The organism is Bradyrhizobium sp. UFLA05-125, from assembly GCF_059803515.1.
Window position 1 is genome coordinate 1 of the sequence record NZ_JBANBJ010000013.1, and the last position, 13,273, is coordinate 13,273.

Consider the following 13,273-nt stretch of genomic DNA (forward strand, 5'->3'; position numbering starts at 1 on the left):
GCGATGTTCCGCGGCTCCGCGATCTCGCTGAGGCAGGCGATGGCGATCGCCGAGGCGCAACACGCGGGCTCGACGACGGCCGACGTCAGTTTCGACGGCGCCGCAGCTTCGCCGGTCTACCGGGTGAAGACGCTGCACAATGACCGAGTCTGGCAGCACGCGATCGACGCCACCACCGGCAAGATCGTTGGCGGCGCCGCCGCCTCACCCCTCGACGAGTTCGATGCCGATGACCGCAGCAACCTCGCCACCCTCAAGACCATCCAGCATCGTCTGGCCGACGCCGTGCGCGTGGCTGAGCACGCGGCCTCGGGCAAGGCGATCAGCGGCGGCATGGTCCGCGAGGGCGGCCGGCTGAATTTCGCAATCGTCGTCATGAGCGGCAACGACCTCAAGGAGGTCATCCTCGAGCCGCCGGGCGCCGCGAGCCGGCGGTAAGGCGAGGCGCCTATCCCGTTACAGCCCGGATCGGGCTGAAAAGCCGTTGACGGCGACAAAACTCTCCCGCATAAGTCGCCGCCATGATGACCGCGACGAAACGCACGACGAAAACCACGACGGCCTTCGGGGCCCGGGGAGGCGTGCGCGCGTAGTCGTCGACTTTACGCATCAGCTCAACCGAAGCCCCGCCCTCGTGGTCCGGGGCTTTTTTATTGTCTGCACGCATGATCCGGGAAAGTGGACTCCGGTTTTCCGACAAGATCATGCGCAAATCGAATGGAGGAGAATGTGAGTAACGATCCCGTCGTCGCGATTGTCGGCGTCACCGGTGCGGTGGGCGCCGAATTCATCGCCACCATGGACAAGCGTGGCTTCCGCGTCGGCAAGCTGAAGGCGCTGGCCAGCGCCCGCTCCGCCGGCAAGACGGTGTCGTTCCGCGGCCAGCCGGTCGTGATCGAGGAGCTGGGCGAGCGCTCCTTCGACGGCGTCGACATCGCGCTGTTCTCCGCCGGTGGCAGCATCTCGAAGAAGTACGCACCGCTCGCGGTGAAGTCCGGTGCTGTCGTGGTCGACAACTCCTCCGCCTTCCGCATGGACCCGAACGTGCCGCTGGTGATCCCCGAGATCAACGCGAGCCGCATTCGTGAGCACAAGGGCATCATCGCCAACCCGAACTGCGCGGCCATCACTGCGCTGGTGCCGCTCTGGCCCATCCACCAGAAGAACCGCATCAAGCGCGTGATCATCTCGACTTACCAGGCCGCCAGCGGCGCTGGTGCTGCCGCGATGGAGGAACTTGTCGAATCGACCCGCGCCAACCTCAACGGGCAGGTCTATACGCCCAAGGTGATGCCGCACCCCTACGCCTTCAATCTCTTCAACCACAACACCGCCGTTGATCCCGAGACCGGCTACAACGACGAGGAGACCAAGGTCATCAAGGAGACCCGCAAGATCTTCGAAGACGAGAAGATCGCCATCGGCGTCACCTGCGTCCGCGTGCCGGTGCTGCGCGCCCATTGCGAGGCCATCACCTTCGAATGCGAAAAGCCGATCACCGAGGACCAGGTCCGCGCGATCATGGCCCAGGCGCCCGGCGTGAAGGTCGTCGACGATCGGGCCAAGAACTATTTTCCGATGCCCATCGATGCCTCCGGCCAGGACGACGTCCTCGTCGGCCGCATCCGCAAGGATCTCAGCGATCCGAGCGGCCACTCGATCTCGATGTTCGTGGCAGCAGATCAGCTCCTGAAGGGCGCGGCGCTCAACGCCGTGCAGATCGCCGAGCTGCTGCCGCAGCGCGTGATGGCGTAGCGAGGAAGATGCGTAGGGTGGGCAAAGGCGCGCCAGCGCCGTGCCCATCTCTTCTCTCGCAATTGCTGAAAGATGGTGGGCACGCTTCCGCCTTCGCTCTTCGAGCTACGGCGGACAAGTCGCTTTGCCCACCCTTCGTGCTGACTAATGCGCTTTGGAGGGCGCGGCCGGAGTCGAACCGGCTCGTGGCGGTTTTGCAGACCGCAGCGTTCCCATTTCGCCACGCGCCCCTTAGGTCTCGGTATCGCAAACATCCACCGATCTGTCCACTACCTCAGGGCGTGTGGCGCAGAAGGATCGCTTCACTCCCGCCCACGAACTAGCAGGCACGCGTCGCCATACGAATAGAACCGATATCCCTCCGCGATGGCATGCGCGTAGGCTTGCTTCATCGCCTCGAGCCCAGAGAATGCCGACACCAGCATGAACAGGGTCGAGCGGGGCAAGTGGAAGTTCGTGAGCAGGATATCGACAGCACGGAAGCGATAGCCGGGGGTGATGAATATCGCGGTGTCGGCCGAGAACGGCCGGATCGTGCCATCCTCATCCGCTGCGCTTTCCAGGAGCCGCAGCGACGTGGTGCCGACCGCGACGATGCGGCCACCATTCTTGCGCGCGCTGTTCAGCACGTCCGCCGTCTCGGCCGAGATCGTCCCCCATTCGGCATGCATCTTGTGCCCTTCGGTGTCGTCCACCTTCACCGGCAGAAACGTTCCGGCGCCGACATGCAGCGTGACACGGTTGATGCCAACGCCGCGCGCGCGTAACGCCTGCTCCAGGGCCGGCGTGAAATGCAGGCCGGCGGTTGGCGCTGCGACGGCCCCCTCATTCACGGCGAACATGGTCTGGTAGTCGGCCGCGTCTTGCTCGTCCGGCGTGCGTTTCGAAGCGATGTAGGGCGGCAGCGGCGGGCTGCCGAGATCGGCGATGGCCTGATCCAGCGTCGGCCCGTGGAACGAGAACGACAGCGTCACCTCGCCTTCGCCGCCCTTGGCTTCGACCTCGGCATCGAGATGGCCGAGCAGGCAGACCTTGCCCTCGTTGCCGAAGCGGATGCGGTCGCCGGCAACGAGCTTTTTCGCCGGCCTCACCAGCGCCTGCCAGCGCGAGCCGTCGAGCCGCTTGATCAGCGTCGCCTCGATCTTCGGCTCGGTCTCGCGGCCGATGCGGCGGCCCTTGAGTTGGGCCGCGATCACCTTGGTGTCGTTGACGACGAGCTGGTCGCCCTGCTTCAGCCATTGCGGCAGATCCGAGATGAGCTGATCGCGTAGCGCGCCGCCCTCTACGACCAGCAGCTTCGCAGAGTCGCGCGGATGCGCCGGGCGCAGTGCGATGCGCTCGGCGGGCAGGTCGAAATCGAAGAGATCGGTGCGCATACTCAGAACTTGTCATCGCCCGCGCAGGCGGGCGATCCAGTACTCACGATCATAGTCTAACCACCGCCGGTGATTACTGGATGCCCCGCCTGCGCGGGGCATGACACCAGCAAAGCCCGCCTACTCCTTGTCAGCCGCCATGCGCGCCTTGACGATCTTGTCGGGATTCATCACGGGTTCGCCGCGCTTGATCTTGTCGACGTTCTCCATGCCCGCGGTGACCTTGCCCCACACGGTGTACTGGTTGTCGAGGAAACGGGCGTCGTCGAAGCAGATAAAGAACTGGCTGTCGCCGGAATCGGGGTTGGCGGCGCGGGCCATCGAGGCGGTGCCGCGCACATGCGGCTCCTTGTTGAACTCGGCCTTCAGCTTCTTGCCGGAGCCGCCCGTGCCGGTGCCGTGCGGGCAGCCGGTCTGTGCCATGAAGCCGTCGATCACGCGATGGAACACGATACCGTCGTAGAAGCCCTCGCGGACCAGCTCCTTGATGCGCGCAACATGGCCAGGCGCGAGGTCGGGCCGCATCTCGATGGTGACGGGGCCCTGCGTGGTTTCGAGGATCAGGGTGTTTTCGGTGACGCTCATGCTTTTCTCTCTGGGGTTGGGGGTGAAGTCTTCCGGCCGTGGAACTGGACCGCGAATGGACGCCCCGCAGCGGCGCCGGCCATCGTTTCGGTAAATGGCATCGGCGTGCAGCGTTGCAATGCCTCCATCACGGCGATCCGGTATTGCAGCCGGTCATCGTCCGAGGCGTCCTTGGATTCATAGGTAATCCGCGGATGGCCCAAAATCTCTCCGGCGCGGTTAAAGCTCACGACGACGGTGATGTCGATGGGGCGAGCCTTTGCAGGCGGCGGCGGCTTCCAGCAGAGGCCCAGCCGCACAAAGACATCGCGGATGGTATTGACCTTGTCGTCCTCCGCAGACGCGCTCGTGATGCCGAGCAGTAGCACCGCGGCAGCTGCGAGGAGCTTTTGGCCGCGGCGCGCCATCGTCTCTCCTATTTGATGTCGGAGGCGACCTGCACCTTCACCATCTTGTCGGGATCGGTGACGGTGCCACTCGCGGATCCGGCTGAAGCCTTCTTCAGCTTGTCGACGACGTCCATGCCCTGCACGACCTCGCCGACCACGGTGTACTGACCATCGAGACTCGGCGCGTCCGTGAACATGATGAAGAACTGCGAATTGGCGCTGTCGACGCTGTCGCCGCGGCGGGCCATGCCGACGATGCCGCGGGCGAAGTGCACCTTGGAGAATTCCTGCTTCAGGTTCGGATATTTCGAGCCGCCGGTGCCGTTGCCGTTCTGGCCGTCGCCGGTCTGCGCCATGAAGCCGTCCATCACGCGGTGAAATGGCACGTTGTTGTAGAAGCCCTCGCGCGCGAGCTGCTTCAGCCGCTCGGCATGCTGGGGCGCAAGATCCGTGCGCAGCTTGATGACGATGCGGCCCTTGGTGGTGTCGATGACGAGCGCGTTGGCCTTGTCGAGGCCGGCCGGCAGCGTCTGAGCGACCGCAGGCGCAATGCCGATCAGCGCGGCAAAAATCGTGGCAAGAATTGCGAGACGACGGATCATGAAAACTCCGGATCAGATGAGATGAAACGCGCGCCGTTAGCCGGCGAATTTTGCCTTGAGCTGGCTTGCGACGAGCGGCGGCACGAATGCCGAGATATCCCCGCCCATGCCGGCGATCTGGCGCACCAGTGTGGCGGTGATCGGGCGGACCATGGGTGAGGCCGGCAGGAAGACGGTATGCACCTCTGGCGCCATGGCCTCGTTCATGCCGGCGAGCTGCATCTCGTAGTCGAGGTCGGTGCCGTCGCGAAGACCCCTGATCATGATGGTTGCTCCGTGCTTGCGCGCCGCGGTGACGGTCAGGTCGTCGAAGGTCGTGGCTTCGAAGGCGCAGCCGGCCTGGGCAGCGATCGGCCCGCAGACGTCGTGGAGCATCTTGAGCCGCTCTTCGACCGAGAACAGCGGCTTCTTGCCGGGGTGCACGCCGAGCGCGACGACCAGCCGGTCGCACAGGGGAACGGCATGCCGGACCACGTCCAGATGGCCGTTGGTGATGGGGTCGAAGGAACCCGGATAAAAGGCGATACGCGGCATGGCCTCCTCCTACCGCGCCCCGCCCTGCCCGGCAAGCCAGCCGGGTTCCCTGCCCGTTTTTCCGGCGAGAAATGTCGGACTCCCCTGGACTGTTTCGTCCCTAGGGCATCGACGAAACAAAACGGATGGCGAACGAAACCATTTCCCGCATCCGCGAAGACGTCCGGAAACTGGCCATGGTTACTAATCCGCGCAACGAAATGACGGGCCGCAAGCAGGCGCAGCGGCCGCATCACAGGGGACCGTCGATGATAAAGGCTCTTTCAGCGATCACTGTTGCTGCGTGCGTTGCTGCGGCTCTGACCGTGCTGCCAGGTTTCGCTCCGACCGTCGAAGCCAGCGTGCCGCAGCCCCTCGCCAAGGGTGACCGGCTGGACATCCGCGTCATCGGCAAGGATTGCTCGCAGCAGGCCTGGCCGAACTTCGAAGCCTCCTGCCTGCGCCGCGCCGGCACCAAGGCGGATGTCCGAGAGGCGCGCCTGGTGACCGCCGACCGGACGCCGTAGGCCACGCTGCCTAATCTGGCGTCACACAAACCCCATGGAAATTTGCGACGTCTCGTCGCAGACTGAGCTGACGACCGCGCCCTCCCGGATATCCCGGCGGGCGCGTCGCCATCAGGGGGTTGCCATTGTCCAGTACGCCAGCTGTCGCTACCGGCCACCATCCCAATCCGCTGCCGCTTGCCATGACCATGGGCGCCCTCGGCGTCGTCTATGGCGATATCGGCACCAGCCCGCTCTATGCCCTGAAGGAAGCCGCCAAGGCGGCTGCCCATGGCGGGGCCCTCACCCAGGACGCCGTGCTCGGTGTTGCGTCCCTGATCCTGTGGGCGCTGCTCCTGATCATCTCGCTGAAATATGCGCTTCTGATTCTGCGCGCCGATAACCGCGGCGAAGGCGGCATCGTGGCACTGCTGGCACTGCTGCATGCTCGTCAGGCGCAACCAGGCACCTGGCGCGCGCATCTCCTGGTGGTCGGCCTCGTCGGTGCCGCCCTGCTCTATGGCGACGGCGCGATCACGCCAGCGATCTCGGTGCTGAGCGCCATCGAAGGCCTGAAAGTGGATGCACCGTCGCTCGCGCCGGTCGTAGTGCCCGTCACGATCGCCATCCTGATTGGCCTGTTCATGATGCAGAAGCAGGGCACCGGCTTCATCGGCCGGATCTTCGGTCCCGTCATGCTGGCCTGGTTCGGCGTGCTCGCCGCGCTCGGCATCCACGGCATCGTCAAGGCACCGGCAGTGCTTGCCGCGCTGAGCCCGCTCTATGCCTTCGAATTCCTGATCCACCAGGATTTCCACGTCTCCTTCGCGATCCTCGGCGCGGCCTTCCTGGCGGTGACCGGCGGCGAGGCGATGTATGCCGACATGGGGCATTTCGGGCGCCTGCCGATCCGGCTGGCCTGGTTCGCCATCTGCCTGCCGGCCCTGGTGCTCAACTATTTCGGCCAGGCCGCCCTCCTGATCACCGACCCCACGATGATCGAGAATCCGTTCTTCCAGCTTTGCCCGGATGCACTGCACTACCCGCTGGTCGCCTTCTCGGCGGTTGCGACCGTGATCGCCTCGCAGGCGATCATCTCGGGCGTGTTCTCGCTGACCCAGCAGTCGATCCAGCTCGGCTTCCTGCCGCGGATGCAGATCCGTCACACCACCAGCGATGCGATCGGCCAGATCTATGTGCCGCTGGTGAACTGGCTGCTCGCCGCCGCAACGCTCGGCGCGGTGCTCGCCTTCGGCACGTCGGACGCGCTCGCCGGCGCCTACGGCATCGCGGTGTCGCTGTTGATGGCGATCACGACGCTGCTCGCCGCGCTGGTTGCGATCCAGTGGGGCTATTCGCCCTGGCTCGTGGTCGCGGTCAACGGCTTCTTTTTCGCGATCGATGTGATCTTCTTCGCGGCCAATTCGATCAAGCTGTTCGAGGGCGGCTGGTTTCCCCTGCTGCTCGCCGGCCTCGTCGCCTTCCTGATGCTGACCTGGCGCAGTGGCGTAAAACTCGTCGAGCACGCTCGTGCGAAGCTCCGCCAGCCCGAGGAGGATTTGATCGAGACCGCGGTCAACAAATGCCGCGCCCGCCTGCCCGGCACCGCCGTCTATCTCGCTTCGGCGCCGAGAGGCGTGCCGCTCGCCCTGACCCAGTTCGTCAAGCACAACCGCGTCCTGCACGAACGGGTACTGCTCGTGACAGTCCTGATCGAGGAAATCCCGCACGTGCCCGACGAGGAGCGCACCGAGGTGATCGAGATCATTCCGGCGATCACGCGCGTGGTCCTGCATTATGGCTTCATGCAGAACCCGACCATCTATGAGGGGCTGAAGCTCGCCTGCCGGCAGGGCAAGCTGCCCGGCATCGATCTCTCCGACATCACCTATTACGTCGGCCGAGAGACCATCATCCCGAGCGAGGACATTCCGGGCATGTGGGTCTGGCGAGAATCGCTGTTTGCCTTCCTGCAACGCAACGCCGAACGTTCCGCGGCATTCTTCGGCGTGCCGACCGGGCAGGTGGTGGAGTTCGGCACGGAGCTGGAGATCTAGCGAGGCCTTAGCCCGGATGGAGCGAAGCGACATCCGGGTCCTTGCTTACCATCACGAAGATCCCGGGTTTCGCTCTCGCTCGACCCGGGCTACGCGACCGGCCTACTCGCCGTTCCCGCTCTCGCCGTTGCCGTTCTCGGCCTCTTCGGTGATGTGCTCGACCGAGACCACGTGCTCGTCGTCGGCGGTGTCGAACACGATCACGCCCTGCGTCGAACGCCCGGCGATGCGGATGCCTTCGACCGGGCAGCGGATCAGCTGGCCCTTGTCGGTCACCAGCATGATCTGGTCGGCCTCTTCCACCGGGAAAGACGCCACCAGATTGCCGTTGCGGTTGTTGACGCTCATCGCGACGATGCCTTTGCCGCCGCGGCCGGTGGTACGGTACTCGTAGGACGAGGTTCGCTTGCCATAGCCGTTGACGGAGACGGTCAGCACCACCTGCTCGGCCGCCGACATTTCGACATAACGCTCCTGCGAGAGCTCGCTCGCGCCCGACGTCTCCTCGGTTTCGGCCTCTGCGGCCTCATCAGTCGCGCCTTCGCCTGCGACCGCGCGGCGCATCTTCAGGTAGGCCGAACGCTCGTCCGAGGTCGTCTCGACATGGCGCAGGATCGCCAGCGAGATCACCTTGTCGGCCTTCGCGAGCGCGATGCCGCGCACGCCCATCGAGGTACGCCCGGTGAACACGCGCACGTCGGTGACGGGGAAGCGGATGCATTGGCCGCCGGCGCCGGTCAGCAGAACGTCGTCACGCTCGGTGCAGATCTGCACGTCGACAATTGATTCATTGTCGTCGAGCTTCATCGCGATGATGCCGGAGCGGCGGACGTCGACGAAGTCGGACAGCTTGTTGCGCCGGACATTGCCGCCGGTGGTCGCGAACATCACGTCGAGCTGGCCCCAGGTCGACTCATCCTCCGGCAGCGGCATGATGGTGGTGATGCGCTCGCCCTGCTCCAGCGGCAGGATGTTGATCAGCGCCTTGCCGCGCGCATTCGGCGCCGCCATCGGCAGGCGCCAGACCTTCTCCTTGTAGACCTGGCCGCGGGACGAGAAGAACAGCACCGGCGTGTGTGTGGAGGCCACGAACAGGCGCGACACAAAATCCTCGTCGCGGGTCTGCATGCCGGCGCGGCCCTTGCCGCCGCGGCGCTGCGCGCGGTAGGCCGACAGCGGCACGCGCTTGACGTAGCCGGCATGGGAGACCGTGACGACCATGTCCTCGCGCTGGATAAGGTCTTCGTCCTCGACCTCGCCTTCCTGCTCCATGATCACGGTGCGGCGCGGCGTCGCGAATTCCGCCTTCACCTCGGCGAGCTCGGTCTTGACGATGTCGAGGATACGGGCGCGCGAACGCAGGATGTCGAGATAGTCGCCAATCTCGCCGGCGAGTTTGGACAGCTCGTCGCCGATCTCGTCGCGGCCGAGCGCCGTGAGGCGCGCGAGGCGCAATTCCAGGATGGCCCTGGCCTGCTCCAGCGACAGACGGATGGTGCCGTCCGCGTTGATGCGGTGGCGGGGATCATCGATCAGCGTGATGATGTCCTCGACGTCACGCGCCGGCCAGTCGCGCGTCATCAGGGTATCGCGCGCGACGGCCGGCGTGGGCGAAGTCCGGATCACGCGAATGATCTCGTCGATATTGGCGACGGCGATCGCAAGACCAACCTGCTCATGGGCTCGTTCGCGCGCCTTGCGCAGCTTGTACTTGGTGCGGCGGGTGACGACCTGCTCGCGGAAGCCGACGAAGATCGTCAGCATGTCCTTCAGGTTCATCGTCTGCGGACGGCCCGAGTCGAGCGCGACGCTGTTGACCCCGAAGCTCGTCTGCAAGGGCGTGAACTTGTAGAGCTGGTTCAGAACCACGTCGGGCATGGCGTCGCGCTTGAGCTCGACGACGACGCGATAGCCATCGCGGTCGGACTCGTCGCGCAGGTCGGAAATGCCCTCGATCTTCTTTTCCTTGTAGAGCTCGGCGATGCGCTCGACCATCGTCGCCTTGTTCACCTGATACGGGATCTCGGTGATGACGATCGCCTCGCGTTCCTTGCGAATGGTCTCGAATTCGACCTTGCCGCGCATCACGATCGAGCCGCGGCCGAGATGGTAGGCGCTGCGGATGCCCTGGCGCCCCAGGATGATGCCGCCGGTCGGGAAATCCGGACCTGGGATAATGTGGTTCAGTTCGTCGATGGTGAGCGAAGGATTGTCGATCAACGCCAGGCAAGCGTCGATCACCTCGCCCAGATTGTGCGGCGGGATGTTGGTGGCCATGCCGACGGCGATGCCGCCGGCGCCGTTGACCAGCAGGTTCGGGAACCGCGCCGGCAGGACCACCGGCTCCTTGGTCGAGCCGTCATAATTGTCCTGGAAGTCGACCGTCTCGCTCTCGATGTCCTCGAGCAGTTTGAGCGCGATCTTGGTCAGGCGCGACTCGGTGTAGCGCATCGCCGCCGGCGGATCGCCGTCGACCGAGCCGAAATTGCCCTGCCCGTCCACGAGCAGTTCGCGCATCGAGAAGGGCTGCGCCATGCGCACCAGCGCGTCATAGATCGCCTGGTCGCCATGCGGGTGGTATTGGCCCATGACGTCGCCGACGATGCCGGCGGACTTCTTGTGCTTCTTGTCGGGTGTATAGCCCTCCTCGTTCATCGAGAAGAGGATGCGCCGGTGCACCGGCTTCAAGCCATCGCGCGCATCGGGGAGCGCGCGCGCCACGATCACGCTCATGGCGTAATCGAGGTACGACTTCTTCATCTCGTCGAGGATCGAGATCGGGCGAATATCCGAAGGATGCTCCGGCTTGTCGCCGGGCGTGTCGTTGTCGTCGTCAGCCAAGGGGGAATCCGGTGAATTTCTGTCCGGGAATCATATAGCGCATCGAGGGTCTGATAACCACCCTCGCGCACTCCCGGGAGGCGCTTTTTCCGCTTATTTTTCCAACGACTTACGGCTTCCGCGAAGTATCGCCGGGAGCACCCGGAAAGGGCCCTATGGAACCCTGTTTTACGAGCCGAAAATCACGTGATGCATGATGCGTCCCGGCAGCAGCGTGAACAGCCCCGCGACCACCAGCGCGCCGATGAACATGAAGATCATGATGCGCCGGTGATCGGCGACACGATGGGTATGCGCCCGCCATACCGCGAGCGGCAGCATCACGAGCGTGAAGATCGACAGCAGATGAATCGGACTGAACGGCCCTACCAGCCGGATCTGGTGGATCCAGAACGATGACGCTGCCACGATAGCCATCAGCGCCACCCAGATCCAGCCGACGGTCCGGTGCGGCAGCGTGCCCTTGGGAGCCGCGAACTGGACGACGCCGAGCACGAAGGCGGTCATCGCCGCAAAGGCGTGGAGCGGAATGGCTGGAGCGGCGTCAAGCAGCGGGGCGAGGGTCATGACTGAGGCGTCCTGGCGATGGCGCCTGGGAGGCCGGCGCAAGCAATGTAAATAGCATTAACATCAAGTGAATACCATTCACATCGCGCGAACACCAGATCCTCAGGCACAACATCAATCCGGCCAGTAAACACCAGCCTGATCAGCCAATTGGTAAGAGATGATGACCCTTTGTGCGAAGGCGCCGAACCAGTCCCTTAGAACGGCAAGTCCCCTTAGAACGGTAAGTCCCCTTAAAACGGCAAGTCCGCTCAGAACGGGATGTCGTCGTCCATGTCGCTGTTGCGGCCACCGCCGGCGGCGACCGCGCGGCGCGGCGCGCTGCTCACGGGGCCAGAGGAGCCGAAGTCGCCGCCCGGCTCCTCGCCGAAGCTGCCGCCTCCCCCGCCACCACGGCCGTCGAGCATCGTGAGGTTGGAGTTGAAGCCCTGGAGCACAACCTCGGTCGAGTATTTTTCGGCGCCGCTCTGGTCGGTCCATTTGCGGGTCTGCAGCGCGCCTTCGACGTAAACTTTGGCGCCCTTCTTCAGGTACTGCTCCGCGACCTTCGCGAGCCCCTCGTTGAAGATCACGACGCGGTGCCACTCGGTCTTTTCCTTGCGCTCGCCGGTTGCCTTGTCGCGCCAGGTCTCCGACGTCGCGACGCTCAGATTGGCGATCGCCCGCCCGTCCTGGGTGCGGCGGATTTCCGGATCCTTGCCGAGGTTGCCGACCAGAATGACCTTGTTGATGCTTCCCGCCATCGCCGCTCTCCACTCCAAACTGCGAAATTGTTCGAAAAAGCCGGAGCCGTGCCAAAACCGCTCGCTGCCGCTTGCTGAGGGACCCTATACGCTCGCGCGCATCGTCGAGCCCGCGATCCCGCAGGTTATCCCCACATATAGCACCGGCTTCGCCAATGTTCCAGCTTTGTTCTTGCGCAAGCGGTGACGGAATACGGCGGCAACATCAGGTTGCACGCCTTGCAAATTATCGGAACCGCATGGAACTTTTTTGGGTTCCCGCGCACAGGAATACGACTTAACATTCATTAACTTAGGAACCGCTCACTTCACGCGCGACTGTTGCTTTTTGGAGACGGACTCTACCCCCAAATCAGACTAGGCTCGCCGCAACATCAATTCATTGGGCGTCGCGCCTGATTGACCGCTTCGGGAACGAAGGAAGCGGCACAGCCGGAGAGACAGAAATGAAGAAGATTGTGGTGGGGGTTGTTGGTGCGGTTGCGCTGAGCCTGTCGGCTCCGGCGAGCGCAGCGGATCTCGCGGCACGCCCATACGTGAAGGCTCCGCCCCCGGCGATCGCCGCAATTTACGACTGGAGCGGCTTCTACATCGGCATCAACGGCGGCGGCGGTTCGTCCCACAAATGCTGGGACTTCGTCGACAGCACCGGCTTCGTGACTGGCGTTCCCGGCAGTCTCGTGGGTGAAGGCTGCCACAATGCAACCGGCGGCACGGTCGGTGGTCAGATCGGCTACCGCTGGCAGACCGGCCAGTGGGTGTTCGGCTTCGAAGGCCAGGGCAACTGGGCCGACTTCCGGGGCGATAACACCAGCTCCGTCTTCCCGACCGACCGCAACCGTTCGCGCATCGACGCATTCGGCCTGATCACCGGCCAAATCGGCTACGCCTGGAACAACGTGCTGTTCTACGTGAAGGGCGGCGGTGCAGTTGTCGGCGACAAGTATGACGTCTTCGACATACCGAGCGGCGCGCAGCTGGCCTCGGCCAACGAGACCCGTTGGGGTGGCACGGTGGGCGCCGGCCTGGAATTTGGCTTTGCGCCGAACTGGTCGGTTGGTGTCGAATACGACCACATCTTCCTGGGCCACCGCACCATTGGCTTCACGGCGCCCGGCGGCGTGTCATTCGGCAGCGACCGAATCGACCAGGACGTCGATATGGGCCTCGTCCGCCTGAACTACCGTTGGGGTGGCCCGCTGATCGCGAAGTACTGATCTTCGCCAAACCTCTTCCTGTCGAAAAGGCCGGCCTTGCGCCGGCCTTTTTTGCTGCGCGGGGTACAACTGTCGCGCGAATAGGTCAGTTATACTAACCTGTTTTGGGCCTAGTGTGGCAT

At 64.2% G+C, this 13,273-nt stretch carries 14 protein-coding genes and 1 tRNA gene; 5 read left to right on the forward strand and 10 right to left on the reverse strand.

Translation table 11 applies throughout. The features are described from left to right. The coding region (locus SO156_RS14710) for a PepSY domain-containing protein (protein ID WP_498535304.1) at nt 1–438 on the forward strand (438 nt) is incomplete at its 5' end. Nucleotides 439–448: 10 nt separating this feature from the next. On the opposite strand, the gene SO156_RS14715 is transcribed toward SO156_RS14710, so the two are convergent. Beyond that, entirely contained in the window at nt 449–706 is a 258-nt protein-coding gene (locus SO156_RS14715) for a hypothetical protein (RefSeq protein WP_458145370.1), read from the reverse strand. An 11-nt stretch (nt 707–717) separates the two neighbouring features. Here SO156_RS14715 and SO156_RS14720 point away from each other — a divergent pair, with 11 nt between their 5' ends. Beyond that, nucleotides 718–1,755, forward strand: a complete 1,038-nt coding sequence (locus SO156_RS14720; protein WP_458145371.1) for an aspartate-semialdehyde dehydrogenase — start codon at nt 718–720, stop codon at nt 1,753–1,755. A gap of 155 nt (nt 1,756–1,910) precedes the next feature. Here the strand turns inward: SO156_RS14720 and SO156_RS14725 are convergent. The 6 genes from SO156_RS14725 to coaD form a co-directional block, all read right to left on the reverse strand. After that, nucleotides 1,911–1,985, reverse strand: a tRNA-Cys gene (locus SO156_RS14725). Nucleotides 1,986–2,057: 72 nt separating this feature from the next. After that, nucleotides 2,058–3,131, reverse strand: coding sequence for a tRNA preQ1(34) S-adenosylmethionine ribosyltransferase-isomerase QueA (gene queA, locus SO156_RS14730; protein ID WP_498535305.1), 1,074 nt, complete (start codon nt 3,129–3,131; stop codon nt 2,058–2,060). 120 nt (nt 3,132–3,251) lie between these two features. Further along, the gene (locus SO156_RS14735) at nt 3,252–3,716 is read right to left on the reverse strand and encodes a peptidylprolyl isomerase (protein ID WP_449382537.1); all 465 of its coding nucleotides are present in this window, start codon (nt 3,714–3,716) and stop codon (nt 3,252–3,254) included. After that, nucleotides 3,713–4,123, reverse strand: a complete 411-nt coding sequence (locus SO156_RS14740) for a UCP034077 family protein (RefSeq protein WP_458145373.1) — start codon at nt 4,121–4,123, stop codon at nt 3,713–3,715. The genes SO156_RS14735 and SO156_RS14740 overlap by 4 nt, the downstream gene beginning before the upstream one ends. 8 nt (nt 4,124–4,131) lie before the next feature. After that, nucleotides 4,132–4,707, reverse strand: coding sequence for a peptidylprolyl isomerase (locus tag SO156_RS14745; protein ID WP_458145374.1), 576 nt, complete (start codon nt 4,705–4,707; stop codon nt 4,132–4,134). Between the two features lie 36 nt (nt 4,708–4,743). Next, a complete protein-coding gene (coaD, locus tag SO156_RS14750; protein WP_458145375.1) occupies nt 4,744–5,241 on the reverse strand; it encodes a pantetheine-phosphate adenylyltransferase in 498 nt (165 codons plus the stop codon). Nucleotides 5,242–5,489: 248 nt separating this feature from the next. On the opposite strand from coaD, the gene SO156_RS14755 reads away from it, so the two are divergent. Beyond that, nucleotides 5,490–5,747 (forward strand): hypothetical protein, encoded by a 258-nt coding sequence (locus tag SO156_RS14755; protein ID WP_458145446.1) that lies wholly within the window; start codon nt 5,490–5,492, stop codon nt 5,745–5,747. Between the two features lie 182 nt (nt 5,748–5,929). After that, a complete protein-coding gene (locus tag SO156_RS14760; RefSeq protein WP_458145447.1) occupies nt 5,930–7,783 on the forward strand; it encodes a potassium transporter Kup in 1,854 nt (617 codons plus the stop codon). A gap of 102 nt (nt 7,784–7,885) precedes the next feature. Here the strand turns inward: SO156_RS14760 and gyrA are convergent, their stop codons facing one another. The 3 genes from gyrA to SO156_RS14775 all read right to left on the reverse strand — a co-directional run bounded on the left by gyrA (nt 7,886) and on the right by SO156_RS14775 (nt 11,934). Beyond that, a complete protein-coding gene (gyrA, locus tag SO156_RS14765) occupies nt 7,886–10,624 on the reverse strand; it encodes a DNA gyrase subunit A (protein WP_498535306.1) in 2,739 nt (912 codons plus the stop codon). Nucleotides 10,625–10,792: 168 nt separating this feature from the next. Continuing rightward, nucleotides 10,793–11,191 carry a DUF2306 domain-containing protein gene (locus SO156_RS14770; protein ID WP_458145377.1) on the reverse strand — a complete coding sequence of 133 codons (399 nt, stop codon included), beginning with the start codon at nt 11,189–11,191 and terminating at the stop codon, nt 10,793–10,795. 251 nt (nt 11,192–11,442) lie between these two features. Continuing rightward, complete coding sequence (locus SO156_RS14775) at nt 11,443–11,934, reverse strand: single-stranded DNA-binding protein (RefSeq protein ID WP_458145378.1); 492 nt, start codon at nt 11,932–11,934, stop codon at nt 11,443–11,445. 446 nt (nt 11,935–12,380) lie between these two features. On the opposite strand from SO156_RS14775, the gene SO156_RS14780 reads away from it, so the two are divergent. Beyond that, nucleotides 12,381–13,151, forward strand: a complete 771-nt coding sequence (locus SO156_RS14780) for an outer membrane protein (RefSeq protein WP_498535307.1) — start codon at nt 12,381–12,383, stop codon at nt 13,149–13,151. Nucleotides 13,152–13,273: the final 122 nt, after the last annotated feature.

Bases quoted from the DNA above. Each gene is read 5' to 3' on its own strand.
- SO156_RS14735 (WP_449382537.1), bottom strand. From the start codon at position 3,716: ATGAGCGTCACCGAAAACACCCTGATCCTCGAAACCACGCAGGGCCCC.
- SO156_RS14755 (WP_458145446.1), top strand. From the start codon at position 5,490: ATGATAAAGGCTCTTTCAGCGATCACTGTTGCTGCGTGCGTTGCTGCG.
- SO156_RS14770 (WP_458145377.1), bottom strand. From the start codon at position 11,191: ATGACCCTCGCCCCGCTGCTTGACGCCGCTCCAGCCATTCCGCTCCAC.
- queA (WP_498535305.1), bottom strand. From the start codon at position 3,131: ATGCGCACCGATCTCTTCGATTTCGACCTGCCCGCCGAGCGCATCGCA.
- SO156_RS14720 (WP_458145371.1), top strand. From the start codon at position 718: ATGGAGGAGAATGTGAGTAACGATCCCGTCGTCGCGATTGTCGGCGTC.
- SO156_RS14740 (WP_458145373.1), bottom strand. From the start codon at position 4,123: ATGGCGCGCCGCGGCCAAAAGCTCCTCGCAGCTGCCGCGGTGCTACTG.
- SO156_RS14760 (WP_458145447.1), top strand. From the start codon at position 5,930: ATGACCATGGGCGCCCTCGGCGTCGTCTATGGCGATATCGGCACCAGC.
- coaD (WP_458145375.1), bottom strand. From the start codon at position 5,241: ATGCCGCGTATCGCCTTTTATCCGGGTTCCTTCGACCCCATCACCAAC.
- SO156_RS14780 (WP_498535307.1), top strand. From the start codon at position 12,381: ATGAAGAAGATTGTGGTGGGGGTTGTTGGTGCGGTTGCGCTGAGCCTG.
- SO156_RS14745 (WP_458145374.1), bottom strand. From the start codon at position 4,707: ATGATCCGTCGTCTCGCAATTCTTGCCACGATTTTTGCCGCGCTGATC.
- SO156_RS14775 (WP_458145378.1), bottom strand. From the start codon at position 11,934: ATGGCGGGAAGCATCAACAAGGTCATTCTGGTCGGCAACCTCGGCAAG.
- SO156_RS14715 (WP_458145370.1), bottom strand. From the start codon at position 706: ATGATCTTGTCGGAAAACCGGAGTCCACTTTCCCGGATCATGCGTGCA.